The following is a 16,528-nucleotide window of genomic DNA, read 5'->3' on the forward strand; positions in this document are numbered from 1 at the left end:
AGTATGGCTAATGCCGATCCCTTGTTGTTAGTGTTAAAGCTTGCCAATGATGCCGAAGAACAAGCGGCGTTATTGTTAAAATCGGCGCAGTTAGAGTGTCAAAAACGGTTGAATCAACTCAGTGCTCTGAATAACTATCGCTTAGAATACATGAAGCAAATGCAATCCCAGCAAGGTCAAGCCATCAGTGCTAGTCACTATCACCAGTTTCACCGTTTTATTCGTCAGATCGATGACGCAATTATCCAGCAAAATCGCGTCGTAGCCGACGGTGAAAAGCAAAAAGAATATCGACAACAACATTGGTTGGAAAAGCAAAAAAAACGTAAGGCAGTAGAATTACTCTTAGCCAGTAAAGAGAAGAAGCGTCAAGTGGTTGAACAAAAAAGGGAGCAAAAAATGACCGATGAATTTGCTTCCCAGCAATTTTATCGCCGTCATCAACGTTAGTGAAATGATAGGCATCTTTACTGCTCGCGAGCCGGATAGGCTCTTTAGTTTTTTGTATTGATGGCATAAGCATCAATTTGACACCTCCCAGAGTTAATTCTTTTCGATATGCTGTCGTAAAACCTGATGTTTTGGCATCTTATTTGCTTTGATTTAGTCCATGACCCTGCAACCGCAGTGTTTAATTGACGTTTCTACCTAGCCATTTTCTTTTTTTGCTGGGTGATGTTTGGGAGCACTTATGCAACAAATGACCAATATCCTGTTAAGTAAAACAGGCAACTCTGCGGCCAATTCCGCTAAGACATCTTCCCAAGAGTCTAATAATGAAGACTTTTCATCTACACTTGCGTCAGTCACCGCTAGCTCATTTTCTATTTCTGCGTCTAAAAAAACCATTGCTAACACTGATGATACTGTGCAGGTTACCTCTGCGGATAAAGTAAAAGATGACGATATATCAACTGATGACGCCGACGTAAATCTCATTTTTGCCCAAATTAGCATGGCAAATGATATGAAGAAAACGGCATCAGATGGAGATAGTTTGCCGCTAGCATTTTTAAATGCTGAAGAAGATATAACTGGTGAAGAAAATATTGATACTTCATCAGCGTTATTAATCGGCTCAGCATTGGCATCTACTGTTTCTGCTGAGATTGAACTGGCATCAGATATAGATGCCGATGACGCGGGTTTTTCTGCTGAATTACAAAAGTTAGTTTCTACTAGCCCAGATATGGCAGCAATTTCAATCGCAGATGACGTGAAACCATCTTCTTTGACTGATAAGTCACTCGTACAAATTCTCCCCATAGACCCAAATATACTTGAAGTGTCAGCGGATAGTGATGCTGTGATTGATCCAAATTTGACCGATGACGCTTCAGAATTACCTTTAGAAGACACTGAGCTTGTCTCTGCCACTGAAGTCGGGGTGAGTATAGATGAGTCTTTAGTTGAGAATGAGGTCACACTTAATGCTGTGATTAATCAAGCGGGCTTAGCGAACAGTGCAACGATAAAGTCGGCAACCAACACTGCGGCAAAAGCAACGACTAGTAGCTCGACAGTGAATAGTCCCAATACGGCTAATATCGCGACCTCGGGAAATACTTTCGACCTGAATACCTTAGGCTCTTCAACTTCATCTGAACCATTAGATACAACATCTGTAACAGAAAGTGATCTTGATGGGAGTCCCAATTCCGATTTGGCTGCTAACCTATTACTGAAAGATGCTAAATTAACGGTTGCGATGGATATTCCCAGAGACGAAAGTTTTATGGATGATAGTAATACTTTCTCAGAACTTAAGTCGACATCATCCATACAGACACTCTCGATGTCACAATTAAATCGCCAAGAAACCATGCAAGTTCAGCTGTCATTGCGTCAAGGAGTAGAACAGCAAAACCAAATGCAGGAGATGATCCAACGATTTTCACCTGTAATGAAGCAGCAATTGATTACTATGGTGAGTCAAGGCATCCAACATGCGGAAATCCGGCTCGATCCCCCTGAGCTTGGGCATATGTTGGTAAAGATCCAAGTGCATGGCGACCAAACCCAAGTACAGTTCCATGTTACTCAGCCGCAAACGCGTGATCTGGTTGAACAAGCTATGCCAAGATTACGTGAGTTATTGCAAGAGCAAGGGATGCAGTTGGCTGACAGCCATGTTTCTCAAGGCGATCAAGGTGAGCGTCGGGAAGGTAGTTTCGGTGATGGCGGCAGTTCAAATGCGGCTGATATGGATGAAATCTCGGCAGAAGAGTTACATTTAGGTTTAAATCAAGCGATTAGTGTAACTTCAGGTATAGATTATTACGCTTAAGCAGGTAACCTATAGCAATGACTGACATAATTACGTTTCAAATAAAACTGTAATGAGTTTCCGCCTAAATTAAAGAGAATAGTGATGGCTAAGGAAGAATCGTTAGAACTTGAAAGTACTGAAGAGCCTAAGAGTAAGAAGAAACTATTTATTTTTGCTGGTGTAGGCGTTTTAGTCGCGCTGTTAATCGGTGGCGGTGTCTGGTTCTTTATGGGAAGCAGTACCGAAGAGGTTCCCGCCGTAGCAGCAGATAGTGCTGTTCAGGCTGAAGTACCAGCATCAGGAGAAGTAGCTACCGCATCATACGTGCCTATGCCACGTCCTTTTTTATTCAACTTACCAGGGCCTGATAGGGCTCGTTTAGTTGAGATTAAAGTGCAGCTTATGGTGCGTGGTACCGATGATGATGTGCTAACACAAAAACATATTCCGCTGATTGAAGATGCGCTTTTAACGACCTTTAGTGGTGCAGATGTGCAAAAGCTCAGCACGCAAGCGGGGAAAGATGAGTTACGGCAGTTAGCACTTTTGAGTGTGCAAAATACTCTACAGTCAGTAACTGGGCGTAAGGTTGTCGAGAAAGTACTATTTACCGGTTTTGTAATGCAATAATCCTTTAACTTCAGCACCAAAAGAGGCGAAGGCAATATAGTGAGTGATTTATTAAGCCAAGACGAAATTGATGCGCTATTGCACGGGGTTGATGACGTTGATGATGACGAAATTGACGCTGTTGGAGAAGATGCCCGTTCCTACGATTTCTCTTCCCAAGATCGAATAGTTCGTGGGCGTATGCCGACGCTGGAAATCGTGAATGAGCGTTTTGCGCGCCATTTGCGCATCAGCATGTTTAATATGATGCGCCGAGCGGCCGAAGTGTCGATCAACGGTGTACAGATGCTCAAGTTTGGTGAGTACGTACATACGCTTTTTGTTCCAACTAGCTTGAATATGGTGCGTTTTAGCCCACTCAAAGGCACAGCATTGATCACCATGGAAGCGCGACTGGTATTTATCCTAGTAGATAACTTCTTTGGTGGCGATGGGCGTTTCCATGCCAAGATTGAAGGGCGAGAATTTACGCCGACAGAAAGACGAATAGTGCAGTTACTGCTTAAGATTATATTTGAAGATTATAAAGATGCTTGGGCGCCCGTAATGGATGTTGAGTTTGATTATTTGGACTCTGAAGTCAATCCCGCCATGGCGAACATTGTTAGTCCTACCGAAGTTGTGGTGATTAATTCATTCCATATTGAAGTCGATGGAGGTGGTGGTGATTTTCATATCACTATGCCTTACTCCATGATTGAACCTATCCGAGAGTTACTCGATGCGGGTGTGCAAAGTGACAAGCAAGATACTGATATGCGTTGGTCACAGGCATTGCACGATGAAATCATGGATGTGAAGGTCGGGTTCGATGCCAATATTGTTGAACATGAATTAACGCTCAAAGAGGTTATGAATTTTAAAGCGGGCGATATTATTCCTATTGAGTTACCCGAGTTTATCATGATGAAAATCGAGGATTTACCGACATATCGTTGTAAAATGGGCCGTTCTAGAGATAACCTAGCGCTTAAAATATGTGAGAAAATCCCTCGGCCAGAGACAGTTAAATCTGAGCTGCAATTGGTGACGCGTAAGGGTAAATCTCGTGATATATCAGAATTATAAGGTGAAGTAAGATGAGCACAGACGATACGGATGATTGGGCTGCAGCAATGGCAGAACAAGCGTTAGAAGAAGCCAACGCAATTGAACTCGATGAGCTGGTTGATGATTCAAGACCTATTTCTAAGGCTGAAGCGGCTAAGTTAGATACAATTTTAGATATTCCTGTCACCATTTCGATGGAAGTGGGCCGTAGCTATATTAGTATTCGAAACTTATTACAACTTAACCAAGGTTCTGTGGTTGAGTTAGATAGAGTTGCAGGTGAACCGTTAGATGTGATGGTCAATGGCACGCTTATCGCTCACGGTGAAGTGGTGGTGGTAAACGATAAATTCGGTATTCGCTTAACGGATGTGATCAGTCAAACTGAGCGAATTAAAAAGCTTAAATAATACGAGATGTAAAAGTCGTTGGAACTTTAAATGAGCACATCGGTAATACAGAGTTTAGTGGTAGCGGTTCAAGCGAGCGCCGATAGCCTCGGTGGGGAAGGCGCAGCGAATATTGCTTCAATAGCGCCTGCTGCTACAAAAATGGCAGAACCTTCTCAAGTTGCGACCTTAGCAAGTATGTTAGGCGGCTTGATTCTGGTTTTATTATTAATTTTCGCGTTAGCTTATTTACTGAGAAGGTTTAATTTAGTCCCCACGACCAATGGCGTGCTAAAGACTATTGCTGTGACTTCCCTCGGTCAAAAAGAGCGTTTAGTCTTGGTTCAGGTGGGAGAACAACAATATTTACTTGGAGTTAGCTCGCAGCAGGTGAGTTTGATTGATAAGTTAGCTGAACCTATCCATCTAGAAGCTGATTCGTTTGCGAGTCGATTACGCCAGGCGAAATTAAAACAATGACAACACGTATCCTCGCGTTAGTTGGGTTAGTTATGCTGCTATTGATGCCGTCAGCATGGGCCGCAGATGGCGTCTTACCTGCTGTAACAGTAACAACGGCGCCAGACGGCTCAACGGAATATTCGGTCACAATGCAGATTTTACTGCTGATGACATCGCTGAGTTTTTTACCTGCGATGCTCATCATGTTGACCTCTTTCACGCGGATTATCATTGTCCTGTCGATATTACGCCAAGCCATTGGATTACAACAGACTCCATCTAATCAAGTCTTAATTGGCATGAGTTTGTTCATGACTTTTTTTATCATGGCACCGGTATTCGACCGGATTTATGATGAAGGGGTGAAGCCTTATATCGATGAGCAATTAACCTTGCAGCAAGCGTTTGATAAAGGGAAAGAGCCACTGAGAGGCTTTATGTTGGGACAAGTAAGAACGACGGATTTAAAGACCTTTATTGAGATTTCTGGCTATAAGGATATTAAGTCTCCAGAAGAAGCACCTATGAGTGTGTTAGTGCCCGCTTTCATTACCAGTGAGTTAAAAACCGCATTTCAGATTGGCTTTATGCTATTTGTGCCTTTTTTAGTACTCGATTTAGTGGTGGCGAGTATCTTGATGGCTATGGGTATGATGATGTTATCCCCCATGATAGTGTCGCTGCCGTTTAAGATCATGTTGTTTGTGCTCGTAGATGGTTGGAGCTTAGTCCTCGGGACATTAGCGAATAGTTTCGGATAGCTAAGGGAGAGTAAACACATGAGTCCTGAGGCGCTAATTGATATTTTTCGTGAAGCTCTCGCTGTTATCGTTATGATGGTGTCTGCTATTGTGTTGCCTGGGCTGGGAATTGGGTTAATTGTTGCTGTGTTTCAAGCGGCGACTTCTATTAACGAGCAAACCTTAAGTTTCCTTCCGCGTTTGTTAGTGACACTTTTTGGCCTAATGTTTATGGGACATTGGTTAGTTGAAACCCTGATGGACTTTTTCATCGAGATGGTGAATCGCATTCCTCAAGTGATAGGCTAACGCGATGGAGCTGCTGCTCGATACCTTAATGCAAACCATTGCTGCTTATATTTGGCCATTGTTTCGCGTCGCGAGCATGTTGATGGTCATGGTAGTATTTGGGGCGGCAACGACACCAACTCGAGTGCGTTTATTATTGGCGATGGCAATTACCTTTGCGATAGCACCCGTTCTTCCTCCAACTCAAAATGTGGATTTATTTTCGTTAAGCGCAGTGTTCATCACGGCGCAGCAAATTATAATCGGTGTTGCCATGGGATTTGTGACTCAAATGGTGATGCAAGTCTTTGTGCTCACCGGACAGATCATTGGTATGCAGACTAGTTTAGGCTTTGCCTCTATGGTTGATCCCGGTTCTGGCCAACAAACACCCGTTATTGGTAACTTTTTTCTTTTATTGGCGACATTGATTTTCTTAGCTGTGGATGGCCATCTTTTGATGATCCGTATGCTAGTGGCAAGCTTTGAAACTTTGCCGATTTCTAATCAAGGCTTAACACTGACAAGTTATCGATCGCTGGCTGATTGGGGGTCGTATATGTTTGGTGCGGCACTCACTATGTCGATATCTGCGATTATCGCCTTGTTATTAGTCAACTTGTCCTTCGGGGTCATGACCCGCGCCGCGCCGCAATTGAATATTTTCTCTATTGGTTTTCCGATCACTATGATTGGTGGACTGTTTATTCTGTGGTTAACCCTAACACCGGTAATGGCGCACTTCGATGAAGTATGGTCGACGGCTCAAGTGCTGCTTTGCGATATGTTAGCGCTCCAATGTAACGCTGATGGCTTGATATGATGGGATTAGGAGAAGCCCATGGCTGAAGAATCAAGTGGCGAACGTACAGAGGAACCCACGGGGAGGCGTCTAGAACAGGCGCGGGAAAAAGGACAAATTGCACGTTCGAAAGAACTCGGGACTGCAGCGGTATTGATTTCGGCGGCATGTGGGTTTTATATGCTAGGCCCGAGTTTGGCCATTAGCCTAACTCGGGTGTTTGAAATTGTATTTACCATGGATAGGGCGCAAATTTTTGATACTAATGAAATGTTCAACGTGTGGGGTGTTGTTGCGAGTGAAATAGCCTGGCCCATGGCTAAAATTATGCTACTGATTGTGGTTGTTGCGTTTATTGGTAACGTCTCTCTTGGAGGAATCAATTTTTCGACCCAAGCTATGATGCCAAAAGCCAGTAAAATGAGTCCCCTTGCTGGTTTTAAACGCATGTTTGGCGTGCAGGCTCTGGTTGAGCTCACCAAAGGCATTGCTAAATTTTCGGTAGTAGCGTTTTCTGCTTATTTTTTATTAAGTTTCTATTTCAATGACATCATGTTGCTGTCTAGCGATCATCTTCCTGGTAATGTTTACCATGCATTAGATTTGTTGGTTTGGATGTTTATCCTGTTATGTTCCTCGATTTTGTTTATTGTTGTCATAGATGTGCCATTTCAACTTTGGAATCACAACAAACAACTTAAGATGACCAAACAAGAAGTAAAAGATGAGTATAAAGATACTGAAGGGAAGCCTGAAGTCAAAGGGCGAGTACGGCAGTTACAGCGCGAGTTGGCGCAGCGTCGAATGATGGCTGAAGTGCCAAATGCCGATGTGATTGTCGTTAACCCTGAGCATTTTGCCGTTGCGATTAAATACGATGTGCAGCGCTCTGCGGCTCCCTTTGTGATAGCGAAAGGTGTTGATGATGTGGCCTTTAAAATACGTGAGATTGCCCGCGCGCACAATATTGCGATTGTCTCGGCCCCACCACTTGCAAGGGCTATTTACCATACGACTAAGTTAGATCAGCAGATCCCTGAAGGTTTGTTTACTGCTGTCGCACAGATTTTGGCTTATGTATTCCAGCTGCGCCAATATCAAAAAGGACGCGGCCGTAAACCTATTCCTGTCCCACTCAATCAACCTATACCAGATGAATTGAAATATTGAACCACTAGTCTCAGATGGTAGTCATTGGCAAAGCTGATGATGTCGAGTTCATTTGTTTTTTTATGGCTAATTTTATGTATATCAATCAGTCACAGTACATATCTTTCCTTCATTAATGGCTTTAATCTTGTTGGCGCGTTTTTTGCTTCATGCTATTACACGTCAAAGTTTAGGTTATAGCGAATGGATGTTAAAGCGACTCTTGGTCAAGTAAAACAAATTAGGCTCAGCACTTTTAAAGGCATTGGCACGCCGGTGGTTGTGCTTGCTGCATTGGCCATGATTGTTTTACCTATCCCTCCATTTCTATTAGACATACTCTTTTCATTCAACATTGCGTTAGCTCTCATCGTATTGCTGGTGGCTATTTATACCGATAGACCCTTAGATTTTGCTGCCTTCCCAACTGTGTTACTGGTGGCGACGTTATTACGCCTTGCGCTCAACGTTGCCTCTACTCGTGTGGTTTTACTTGAGGGTCATAATGGCGGTGATGCCGCGGGTAAGGTGATTGAAGCCTTCGGTTCTGTGGTGATCGGTGGTAACTATGCCGTTGGTCTAGTGGTATTTATCATTTTGATTATCATCAACTTTGCGGTGGTGACTAAAGGTGCTGGTCGTATCGCAGAAGTCAGTGCCCGCTTTACCTTGGATGCTATGCCTGGTAAGCAAATGGCAATCGATGCTGACTTAAATGCTGGAACCTTAAACCAAGATCAAGCGAGAATACGCCGTGCCGAAGTGACCCGTGAAGCCGATTTCTATGGTGCGATGGACGGTGCGTCCAAATTCGTTAAAGGGGATGCGATTGCCGGTATCATGATCTTAGTGATCAACATCGTAGGTGGTTTCATCATAGGGATTGTGCAGCATGGCTTAAGTTTCTCTGAAGCGGTTGAAATTTATACCTTACTGACTATCGGTGATGGTTTAGTGGCGCAGATCCCTGGTCTATTATTGTCAATCGCCGCAGCCTTGATGGTGACTCGTCAAAACGAGTCAGGTGATATGGGCCAAATGATGATGAGTCAGATGTTTGACAGTCATAAGTCATTGGGTATCGCCGCCGGAGTCCTGTTTGTCATGGGTATTGTTCCTGGTATGCCGCACATGGCGTTTTTAAGCTTTGCCTTTATGACGGCTGGTGCAGCTTATTTTGTTTATAAACGAAATGAAAACAAACGTCTTAAAGCGCTAGAACAAGTGAAATCGGGTCCAATAGAAAGACAAGATAAAGAGCCTAAAGAGCTAGGTTGGGACGATGTACATCATGTTGACACTATTGGTCTTGAGGTTGGATATCGTTTGATCCCTCTGGTAGACAAGGGCCAAGGTGGCGAGTTACTAAGCCGTATCAAAGGCGTGCGTAAAAAGTTGTCTCAGGAACTAGGCTTCTTAGTGCCCGCGGTGCATATTCGCGATAACTTAGATTTATCGCCTAATGCGTATCGCATTTCATTAATGGGCGTCGTCGTCGGAGAGGCAGATATTCGTCATGATTGCGAATTGGCGATCAACCCTGGTCAAGTCTATGGCAAACTCGATGGTATCGAAACGCGCGATCCCGCTTTTGGCCTAGAAGCGGTATGGATCGCTCCTGAGTTACGTGAGCACGCACAAACATTAGGTTATACCGTCGTCGATGCCGCCACTGTTGTTGCAACTCATATTAGTCAATTACTCACAAATAATGCCGCTAAGTTGTTAGGCTACGAAGAAGTGCAACAACTGATGGATATGCTTGCGAAACACTCACCTAAGCTGGTTGATGGCTTTATTCCAGATATCATGCCACTAGGACATGTCGTAAAAGTGATGCAGAACCTATTAAATGAAGGGGTTTCAGTTAGAGACTTGCGTACTATAGTGCAAACTTTGTTAGAATATGGCACTAAGAGTAATGACACTGAAGTCTTGACTGCCGCTGTGCGTATCGCTTTGAAACGTATGATAGTTCAGGAAATCTCAGGCCCAGAGCTCGAAATCCCCGTCATTACTTTGGCGCCAGAGTTGGAACAGATGTTGCATCAGTCAATGCAAGCAACCGGTGGTGATGGTCCTAATATTGAACCCGGTCTTGCAGAACGCATGCAGCAGTCCCTTGCCGATGCGGCTCAGAAGCAAGAAATGGTCGGACAACCCGCCATATTGTTGACGTCAGGTATGTTACGCGCGACGCTGTCACGCTTTGTTAAACATACTATTCCTAATCTCAGAGTCATTTCATATCAAGAAATACCTGATGAGAAGCAAATACGTATCGTATCTGCAGTCGGCCAGTAGAGGACGCATAAGTGAAGATTAAACGATTTTTTGCCAAAGACATGCGCGCCGCACTGGCCCAAGTGAAAGAAACACTCGGCTCAGATGCCGTCATTATGTCAAATAAAAAAGTGAACGGTGGCATCGAAATTGTCGCTGCCGTTGACTATGACGAACCTAAAGCGAAAACTGCAGCCACTGCGCCTGCACCGACCTTTATGGACGTGAGCGACGATCTCGTGTCCCTGGGTGCTAAGCAGCCAGTTCGTGTAGAAACTCGCGCTAAGCCAGCCGCACCTGCAGACTCATTACAAGCCTTACTTGAGAAGCAGCAAAGCCGTTTGAATCAACAAATGTCACATCAGCAAGTTGATGCCGAGTTACCTGCATGGGCTAAAGGGTTACAAGCGCCAGCCGCAGCGAAGCCCGAACGTCGTGATCCTCCGGCGACGTTTGACAAGAAACCGCAAACCTCTCAGAAGCAAACTGCCGATATTGAGGCCATGCGTGATGAATTAGCATCACTGCGTAATTTACTGACACATCAAGTATCCTCCTTGATGACGGAACATAAAAAACGCATCGATCCCGTCGGTGCTATGCTCGAAGCCAAATTGCTTGAGGCTGAATTCTCCCCTGCGGTTGCGAATAAATTAGCCGCGCTGAGCCAGCATTATACGCCGGCTGAATTAGTCAGAGCATTACCACAAAGTCTCGCTAATATGCTTGATAATCAGGGCGATGACATTGTTAAGCAGGGCGGGGTGGTTGCATTAGTTGGTCCTACTGGCGTTGGTAAAACAACGTCATTAGCTAAACTTGCTGCCCGTTTTGCGGCACATCATGGTGCTGAACATGTTGCTTTAATTACCACAGATCATTATCGCATCGGAGCCTATGAGCAATTAGCAACTTATGGCAAAATAATGGGCTGCCCAGTAAAGCAAGCTCATGATCTAAATGAATTAGAGCAAATTCTCTATCAGTTTAGGAATCGCAAGCTAGTATTGATAGATACGGCTGGCATGGGACAGCGAGATATGCGCCTTTACCAGCAACTTGATAATTTAACTGCAAATAGCAGGATACCTATCCGCAGTTATCTGGTACTGTCTGCGACAGGGCAGCGCCGTGTGCTGCAAGATGCAGTCAATCATTTTAAACGCATTCCCCTATCTGGTGTCGTTCTCACAAAACTCGATGAATCTGTGTCGTTAGCAGGGGCATTAAGTGTGTTGATCCAAAACGGATTACCATTAAGTTATATTACTGATGGACAAAGAGTTCCTGAAGATATGAAAGTTGCGGATACCCTAGATTTAGCCCAGCAGGCACTCGCAGCGTTAGATAGTACAGAACAACAATCATTACAAGACACAGCGTGGTCAGATAATATGGCCTGTGCATTTGAGTAGATTTATGACCCTGGATCAAGCAAGTGGTTTACGTATGATGAATCAACCCTATAACGAAAAAGTGAAAGTAATCGCGGTCACTGGTGGCAAAGGAGGCGTGGGTAAAACCAGCGTTTCTATTAATACTGCTGTGGCATTAGCCGAAAAAGGCAAGCGTGTCTTGGTACTTGACGCTGACCTTGGCTTAGCAAACGTCGACGTCATGCTGGGTATTCGTGCCGAGCGTAACCTCTCTCATGTTCTCTCTGGTGATGCAGAGCTTGACGATATTATCGTTCGTGGTCCAAAGGGGATAGGCATAGTACCAGCCACCTCAGGAACACAGGGGATGGTGGAATTAAGCCCGGCGCAACATGCTGGATTAATCCGTGCATTTAGTGAGATGCGGACTCAGTTTGATATTCTAGTCGTAGATACAGCGGCTGGGATCTCAGATATGGTGCTCAGTTTCTCACGTGCTTCGCAGGATGTGCTAGTCGTTGTTTGTGATGAACCCACTTCGATTACCGATGCCTACGCCCTGATTAAAATTCTCAGCCGTGAGCATGGCGTGTTCCGTTTTAAAATAGTTGCCAATATGGTGCTTAGTTTACGCGAAGGTATGGAATTATTTGCTAAACTCAGTAAAGTGACCGACAGATTTTTAGATGTTGCACTTGAATTAGTCGCCACGATTCCATTTGACGAAAACTTACGTAAATCAGTTCGTAAACAAAAATTGGTGGTTGAAGCTTATCCTAAATCACCAGCGGCGATTGCGTATCAAGGATTGGCAAATAAAATTTTGAGCTGGCCTGTGCCGCAGCAACCTGGTGGGCATTTGGAGTTTTTCGTTGAGCGTTTAGTACAACGACCAGATTTTCAAGAGGAAAAAACGAGTGAATAAAGCCGCTGCGTATACTTGTTTAGACAATAAATCGTCGATCGTTGAACAGTATGCTCCGTTGGTTAAAAGAATTGCGCATCATTTACTCGCCAGACTACCTGCATCTGTGCAGTTAGATGATTTACTCCAAGCTGGGATGATGGGGTTACTAGAAGCATCATCCAAGTTTGATGGTGGCAAGGGTGCGAAATTTGAAACCTTCGCTGGCATACGCATACGTGGAGCCATGTTAGATGAAATTCGTCGTGGCGACTGGGTCCCTCGTTCCGTTCATCGTAACAATCGTAAGGTTGCACACGCTATTGATGAGTTAGAGCAAGAACTGGGCCGTGATGCACGCGACACAGAAATTGCAGAAAAACTTGATATGACGCTCGATGAGTACCATCATATTCTTAACGATGTTTCTGTCGGAAAAATCATAGGGATAGAAGATTTAGGCGTATCTCAGGATATACTTACAGTGAGTGATCGGTCCGATGATGATTCATTTGAAGCATTAGCTGAGAACCAATTTCATTCTGCTCTGGTTGAGGCAATTAAATTATTGCCTGAAAGAGATGCATTAGTGTTATCCCTGTACTACGATGAAGCATTGAATTTAAAAGAGATTGGCGCCATTCTTGAAGTCAGTGAATCGCGGGTTAGCCAGATATTAAGTCAGGCAATGTTGCGATTGAAAGCTAAACTCAAGCACTGGACATAAGTATAATTATTAATCGAGCACAGAATGTCAGCTCACCGGAGGAAACCTTGGACAAGAATATGAAGATTCTCATTGTTGACGATTTTTCGACAATGAGGCGTATCATCAAGAACTTGTTGCGAGACTTGGGGTTTAATAACACCCAAGAAGCAGACGATGGCTCAACAGCCCTGCCGATGTTGCAAAAGGGGGATTTTGATTTTGTTGTTACAGATTGGAATATGCCTGGTATGCAAGGAATCGATCTGTTAAAAGCAATTCGCGCTGATGATTCGCTAAAGCATTTACCCGTATTAATGGTAACTGCTGAAGCAAAACGTGAACAAATTATTGCTGCCGCTCAAGCGGGAGTGAATGGTTATGTGGTTAAGCCTTTTACCGCTGCAACGCTGAAAGAGAAGTTAGATAAAATATTCGAACGACTCGCTTGAGCAAGGATGAGCTATGAAGTCACAAACATCAGGGCTCATCACGCTCGAGCAAGCTCAGCATTTAGTTGAATTATTAAGTGCAGGTGAGCAAAGTCAGGCTGATGATTTATTTCGGGAGCTTGCTGCTCCACTGCAACGAGAATTATTCGAAGAAGTAGGTAAATTAACTCGGCAACTTCATAGTGCGCTGATGGATTTTCAAGTTGATAATCGTCTTGCTGAATTAGCCAATACAGAGATCCCCGATGCCAAGCAACGTTTAAATTACGTTATTGACATGACCGAACAAGCTGCAAATAAAACCATGGATGCGGTTGAAGAATGTTTACCTTTGGCTAATGCCGTGACCGTAAATATTCAAAATGTCATGCCATCTTGGGACAGATTAATGCGACGCGAGATAGCGCTGACTGAATTTAAGGGCCTTTGTCATGATGTACAAGACCTTATGTCTCGTAGTGCAAATGACTCGACTCGATTACGTGAATTGCTTAATCAAATTTTGATGGCGCAAGATTTTCAAGACTTAACAGGACAAATAATACGTCGTGTTATTGATCTAGTAATGGAAGTAGAAAGTAATCTGGTTTCTATGCTGACGGTATTTGGTGAGCAACCTATGATTGAAAGTCAGATTGCTCAGAAAAATAATATTGAAGCAGAAGGCCCGATAATGAATGCCGAGCTTCGTCAAGATGTGGTAACGGGTCAAGACGAAGTGGATGATCTTCTATCGAGTCTGGGTTTCTAACTGGGAGTCAATTTGATGGCCTTTGATGTAGATGAAGAGATACTCCAGGACTTTTTAATCGAAGCCGGTGAAATTTTAGAGCTTCTGCAAGAGCAACTCGTTGCGCTTGAAAATAATCCTGATGATACTAACTTGCTGAACGCCATTTTCCGAGGTTTTCATACCGTTAAAGGTGGTGCTGGCTTTCTTAGCTTAACTCCCATGGTTGATGTTTGTCATGAGGCTGAGAATACCTTCGATTTATTGCGGACAGGCAAGCGTAGCGTTAACGCAGAGTTGATGGATATTATTTTGCAGGCTGTTGATGCAATTAATACCATGTTTGCGCAAACCCAGCAGGGCGAGCAACAAGACCCCGCCGATTCAGGTTTGCTAGCGAGACTTAAAATGCTCAGTTCAGGTGCACCTTTGCCATCTGAAGTCGCTTCCGCCAAGGTTGCAGAGCCAGAACCTGTTGTTGAAGTCATTATTGATACTCCTACCCCTCAAGAAATCCCTGCTGATATAAGTGATAACTCATCTTCCATTGAAAATACGTCTTCAAGTATCGATGATATTAATGATGCTGAATTTGAAGCTTTATTGGATGCGCTTCATGGTTCAGGAAAGGGACCTGCGGTCGCTGCTACCACATTTGTATCTGAACCAGTTGCTGCAAAGCCTGCTGCACCAATTAAAACACCTTCAACATCAGGTGATGACATCACTGATGATGAGTTCGAGGCGTTACTGGATGAACTTCATGGCTCAGGTAAATTTAAAGCTGAGGCTGAAGTGCCTGTTAAGCCTAAGGTTGTGGCAACACCTGCGCCTCAACCGATTGTAGATGCTGATGAAATTACTGATGATGAGTTTGAGCGATTACTCGATGAACTCCATGGGAAAGGCGGAGCACCTGCGAAAGCCGAAGTTAAAGCGCCTACACCCCCTGTTGCGACCGTAGCACCTACTGCTGCACCACATGTTCCTGCGCCAGTTAAAGCCGCAGTACCAGCTCCTGCTCCAGTCGTTGCTGCAAAACCTAAGGTGGAAATTGCGGTTGTCGATAAAGCACCTGCTAAGGCTAGCTCTGCGAATGTGCCTCAGGGTGAAACAACAGTACGTGTAGATACCGCACGACTCGACCAGATCATGAATATGGTGGGTGAGTTAGTGTTAGTGCGTAATCGATTGGTGAGCTTAGGCATCAGCCGTGATGATGAGGAGATGTCGAAAGCTCTCGCGAACTTAGATCTCGTTACTGCCGATTTGCAAGGCGCTGTGATGAAAACCCGTATGCAACCGATCAAGAAAGTGTTTGGTCGTTTCCCTCGGGTGGTACGTGATCTTGCTCGTACACTAAACAAAGAAATTGATTTGATCATGGTCGGTGAAGAAACTGACTTAGATAAAAACCTCGTTGAAGCGCTTGCCGATCCACTCGTCCACTTAGTGCGTAACTCTGTTGACCATGGTATCGAGATGCCAAATGAGCGTGAAGCTAGTGGTAAGCCAAGAACGGGAACGATTACCTTATCTGCAAGTCAGGAAGGCGACCATATACTGCTGAAAATCGAAGACGATGGCGCAGGCATGGATCCTGAAAAACTCAAAAAAATCGCCATAAACCGTGGTGTGCTCGATGAAGATTCTGCTTCGCGAATGACAGACAGCGAAGCCTACAATTTGATTTTTGCACCAGGTTTTTCAACTAAAGTTGAGATTTCAGATATTTCAGGCCGTGGTGTTGGGATGGACGTGGTAAAAACTCGTATCACCCAGCTGAATGGCACTGTACATATTGATTCCATGAAAGGTAAGGGAACGATACTTGAGATTAAAGTACCGTTAACACTGGCGATTATGCCAACCTTAATGGTCGATGTCGCTAAACAAGTGTTTGCATTACCTCTATCTAGCGTGAATGAGATTTTCCATCTCGATCTCACAAAAACCAATATTGTTGATGGGCAACTGACTGTCATAGTACGTAATAAGGCCGTACCTTTGTTCTATTTGGAACACTGGCTACATAGAAACAAAACGACCTTTAAACATGGCGATAAAAAGCATGGTCATGTGGTTATCGTGCAATTAGGCATGATGCAAATTGGTTTTGTAGTGGATGCCTTAATAGGACAAGAAGAGGTCGTTATTAAACCTCTTGGCGCTATGTTACATGGCACACCTGGGATGGCTGGTGCGACAATTACATCGGATGGTGGTATTGCACTGATCTTAGATGTTCCTGGATTGCTAAAGCATTATGCGAAAAGTAAGAATTAGTTTCCAAGCTAA

At 44.1% G+C, this 16,528-nt stretch carries 17 protein-coding genes; all 17 read left to right on the top strand.

Going from position 1 to position 16,528, the window contains the following annotated elements:
• Positions 1-3: 3 nt before the first annotated feature.
• Positions 4-450 (top strand): flagellar export protein FliJ, encoded by a 447-nt coding sequence (fliJ, locus tag L5M10_RS07305; protein ID WP_028761186.1) that lies wholly within the window; start codon positions 4-6, stop codon positions 448-450.
• 241 nt (positions 451-691) lie between these two features.
• Positions 692-2,287, top strand: a complete 1,596-nt coding sequence (locus L5M10_RS07310) for a flagellar hook-length control protein FliK (RefSeq protein ID WP_113939468.1) — start codon at positions 692-694, stop codon at positions 2,285-2,287.
• Between the two features lie 84 nt (positions 2,288-2,371).
• Positions 2,372-2,899, top strand: a complete 528-nt coding sequence (fliL, locus tag L5M10_RS07315) for a flagellar basal body-associated protein FliL (protein WP_028761184.1) — start codon at positions 2,372-2,374, stop codon at positions 2,897-2,899.
• A gap of 39 nt (positions 2,900-2,938) precedes the next feature.
• Positions 2,939-3,967, top strand: coding sequence for a flagellar motor switch protein FliM (gene fliM / locus L5M10_RS07320; RefSeq protein ID WP_105251943.1), 1,029 nt, complete (start codon positions 2,939-2,941; stop codon positions 3,965-3,967).
• An 11-nt stretch (positions 3,968-3,978) separates the two neighbouring features.
• On the top strand, positions 3,979-4,359 hold the full coding sequence (gene fliN, locus L5M10_RS07325; protein ID WP_028761182.1) for a flagellar motor switch protein FliN: 381 nt from the start codon (positions 3,979-3,981) through the stop codon (positions 4,357-4,359).
• A 30-nt stretch (positions 4,360-4,389) separates the two neighbouring features.
• Positions 4,390-4,818 carry a flagellar biosynthetic protein FliO gene (gene fliO, locus L5M10_RS07330; protein ID WP_105251944.1) on the top strand — a complete coding sequence of 143 codons (429 nt, stop codon included), beginning with the start codon at positions 4,390-4,392 and terminating at the stop codon, positions 4,816-4,818.
• Positions 4,815-5,561, top strand: coding sequence for a flagellar type III secretion system pore protein FliP (fliP, locus tag L5M10_RS07335; protein ID WP_028761180.1), 747 nt, complete (start codon positions 4,815-4,817; stop codon positions 5,559-5,561). The genes fliO and fliP overlap by 4 nt, the downstream gene beginning before the upstream one ends.
• Positions 5,562-5,579: 18 nt before the next feature.
• Positions 5,580-5,849, top strand: coding sequence for a flagellar biosynthesis protein FliQ (gene fliQ / locus L5M10_RS07340; protein WP_012587225.1), 270 nt, complete (start codon positions 5,580-5,582; stop codon positions 5,847-5,849).
• Between the two features lie 4 nt (positions 5,850-5,853).
• Positions 5,854-6,651 carry a flagellar biosynthetic protein FliR gene (gene fliR, locus L5M10_RS07345; protein ID WP_028761179.1) on the top strand — a complete coding sequence of 266 codons (798 nt, stop codon included), beginning with the start codon at positions 5,854-5,856 and terminating at the stop codon, positions 6,649-6,651.
• A gap of 18 nt (positions 6,652-6,669) precedes the next feature.
• Positions 6,670-7,800, top strand: a complete 1,131-nt coding sequence (gene flhB / locus L5M10_RS07350; RefSeq protein ID WP_263255099.1) for a flagellar biosynthesis protein FlhB — start codon at positions 6,670-6,672, stop codon at positions 7,798-7,800.
• A gap of 183 nt (positions 7,801-7,983) precedes the next feature.
• Entirely contained in the window at positions 7,984-10,083 is a 2,100-nt protein-coding gene (gene flhA / locus L5M10_RS07355) for a flagellar biosynthesis protein FlhA (RefSeq protein WP_028761177.1), read from the top strand.
• A gap of 11 nt (positions 10,084-10,094) precedes the next feature.
• Complete coding sequence (gene flhF, locus L5M10_RS07360; RefSeq protein WP_263176618.1) at positions 10,095-11,477, top strand: flagellar biosynthesis protein FlhF; 1,383 nt, start codon at positions 10,095-10,097, stop codon at positions 11,475-11,477.
• 4 nt (positions 11,478-11,481) lie between these two features.
• Positions 11,482-12,363 carry a MinD/ParA family protein gene (locus L5M10_RS07365; protein WP_263255100.1) on the top strand — a complete coding sequence of 294 codons (882 nt, stop codon included), beginning with the start codon at positions 11,482-11,484 and terminating at the stop codon, positions 12,361-12,363.
• Positions 12,356-13,069: an RNA polymerase sigma factor FliA gene (locus tag L5M10_RS07370; RefSeq protein WP_028761175.1), complete on the top strand. Its 714-nt coding sequence runs from the start codon at positions 12,356-12,358 to the stop codon at positions 13,067-13,069. The genes L5M10_RS07365 and L5M10_RS07370 overlap by 8 nt, the downstream gene beginning before the upstream one ends.
• 47 nt (positions 13,070-13,116) lie before the next feature.
• Positions 13,117-13,500 (top strand): chemotaxis response regulator CheY, encoded by a 384-nt coding sequence (gene cheY / locus L5M10_RS07375; protein WP_007649667.1) that lies wholly within the window; start codon positions 13,117-13,119, stop codon positions 13,498-13,500.
• A gap of 13 nt (positions 13,501-13,513) precedes the next feature.
• Positions 13,514-14,251, top strand: coding sequence for a protein phosphatase CheZ (locus L5M10_RS07380; RefSeq protein WP_028761174.1), 738 nt, complete (start codon positions 13,514-13,516; stop codon positions 14,249-14,251).
• A 15-nt stretch (positions 14,252-14,266) separates the two neighbouring features.
• Positions 14,267-16,516, top strand: coding sequence for a chemotaxis protein CheA (locus L5M10_RS07385; protein ID WP_263255101.1), 2,250 nt, complete (start codon positions 14,267-14,269; stop codon positions 16,514-16,516).
• Positions 16,517-16,528 lie beyond the last annotated feature (12 nt).

It is taken from the genome of Shewanella sp. SM32 (genome assembly GCF_025654235.1).
GTDB lineage: Bacteria > Pseudomonadota > Gammaproteobacteria > Enterobacterales > Shewanellaceae > Shewanella > Shewanella oncorhynchi.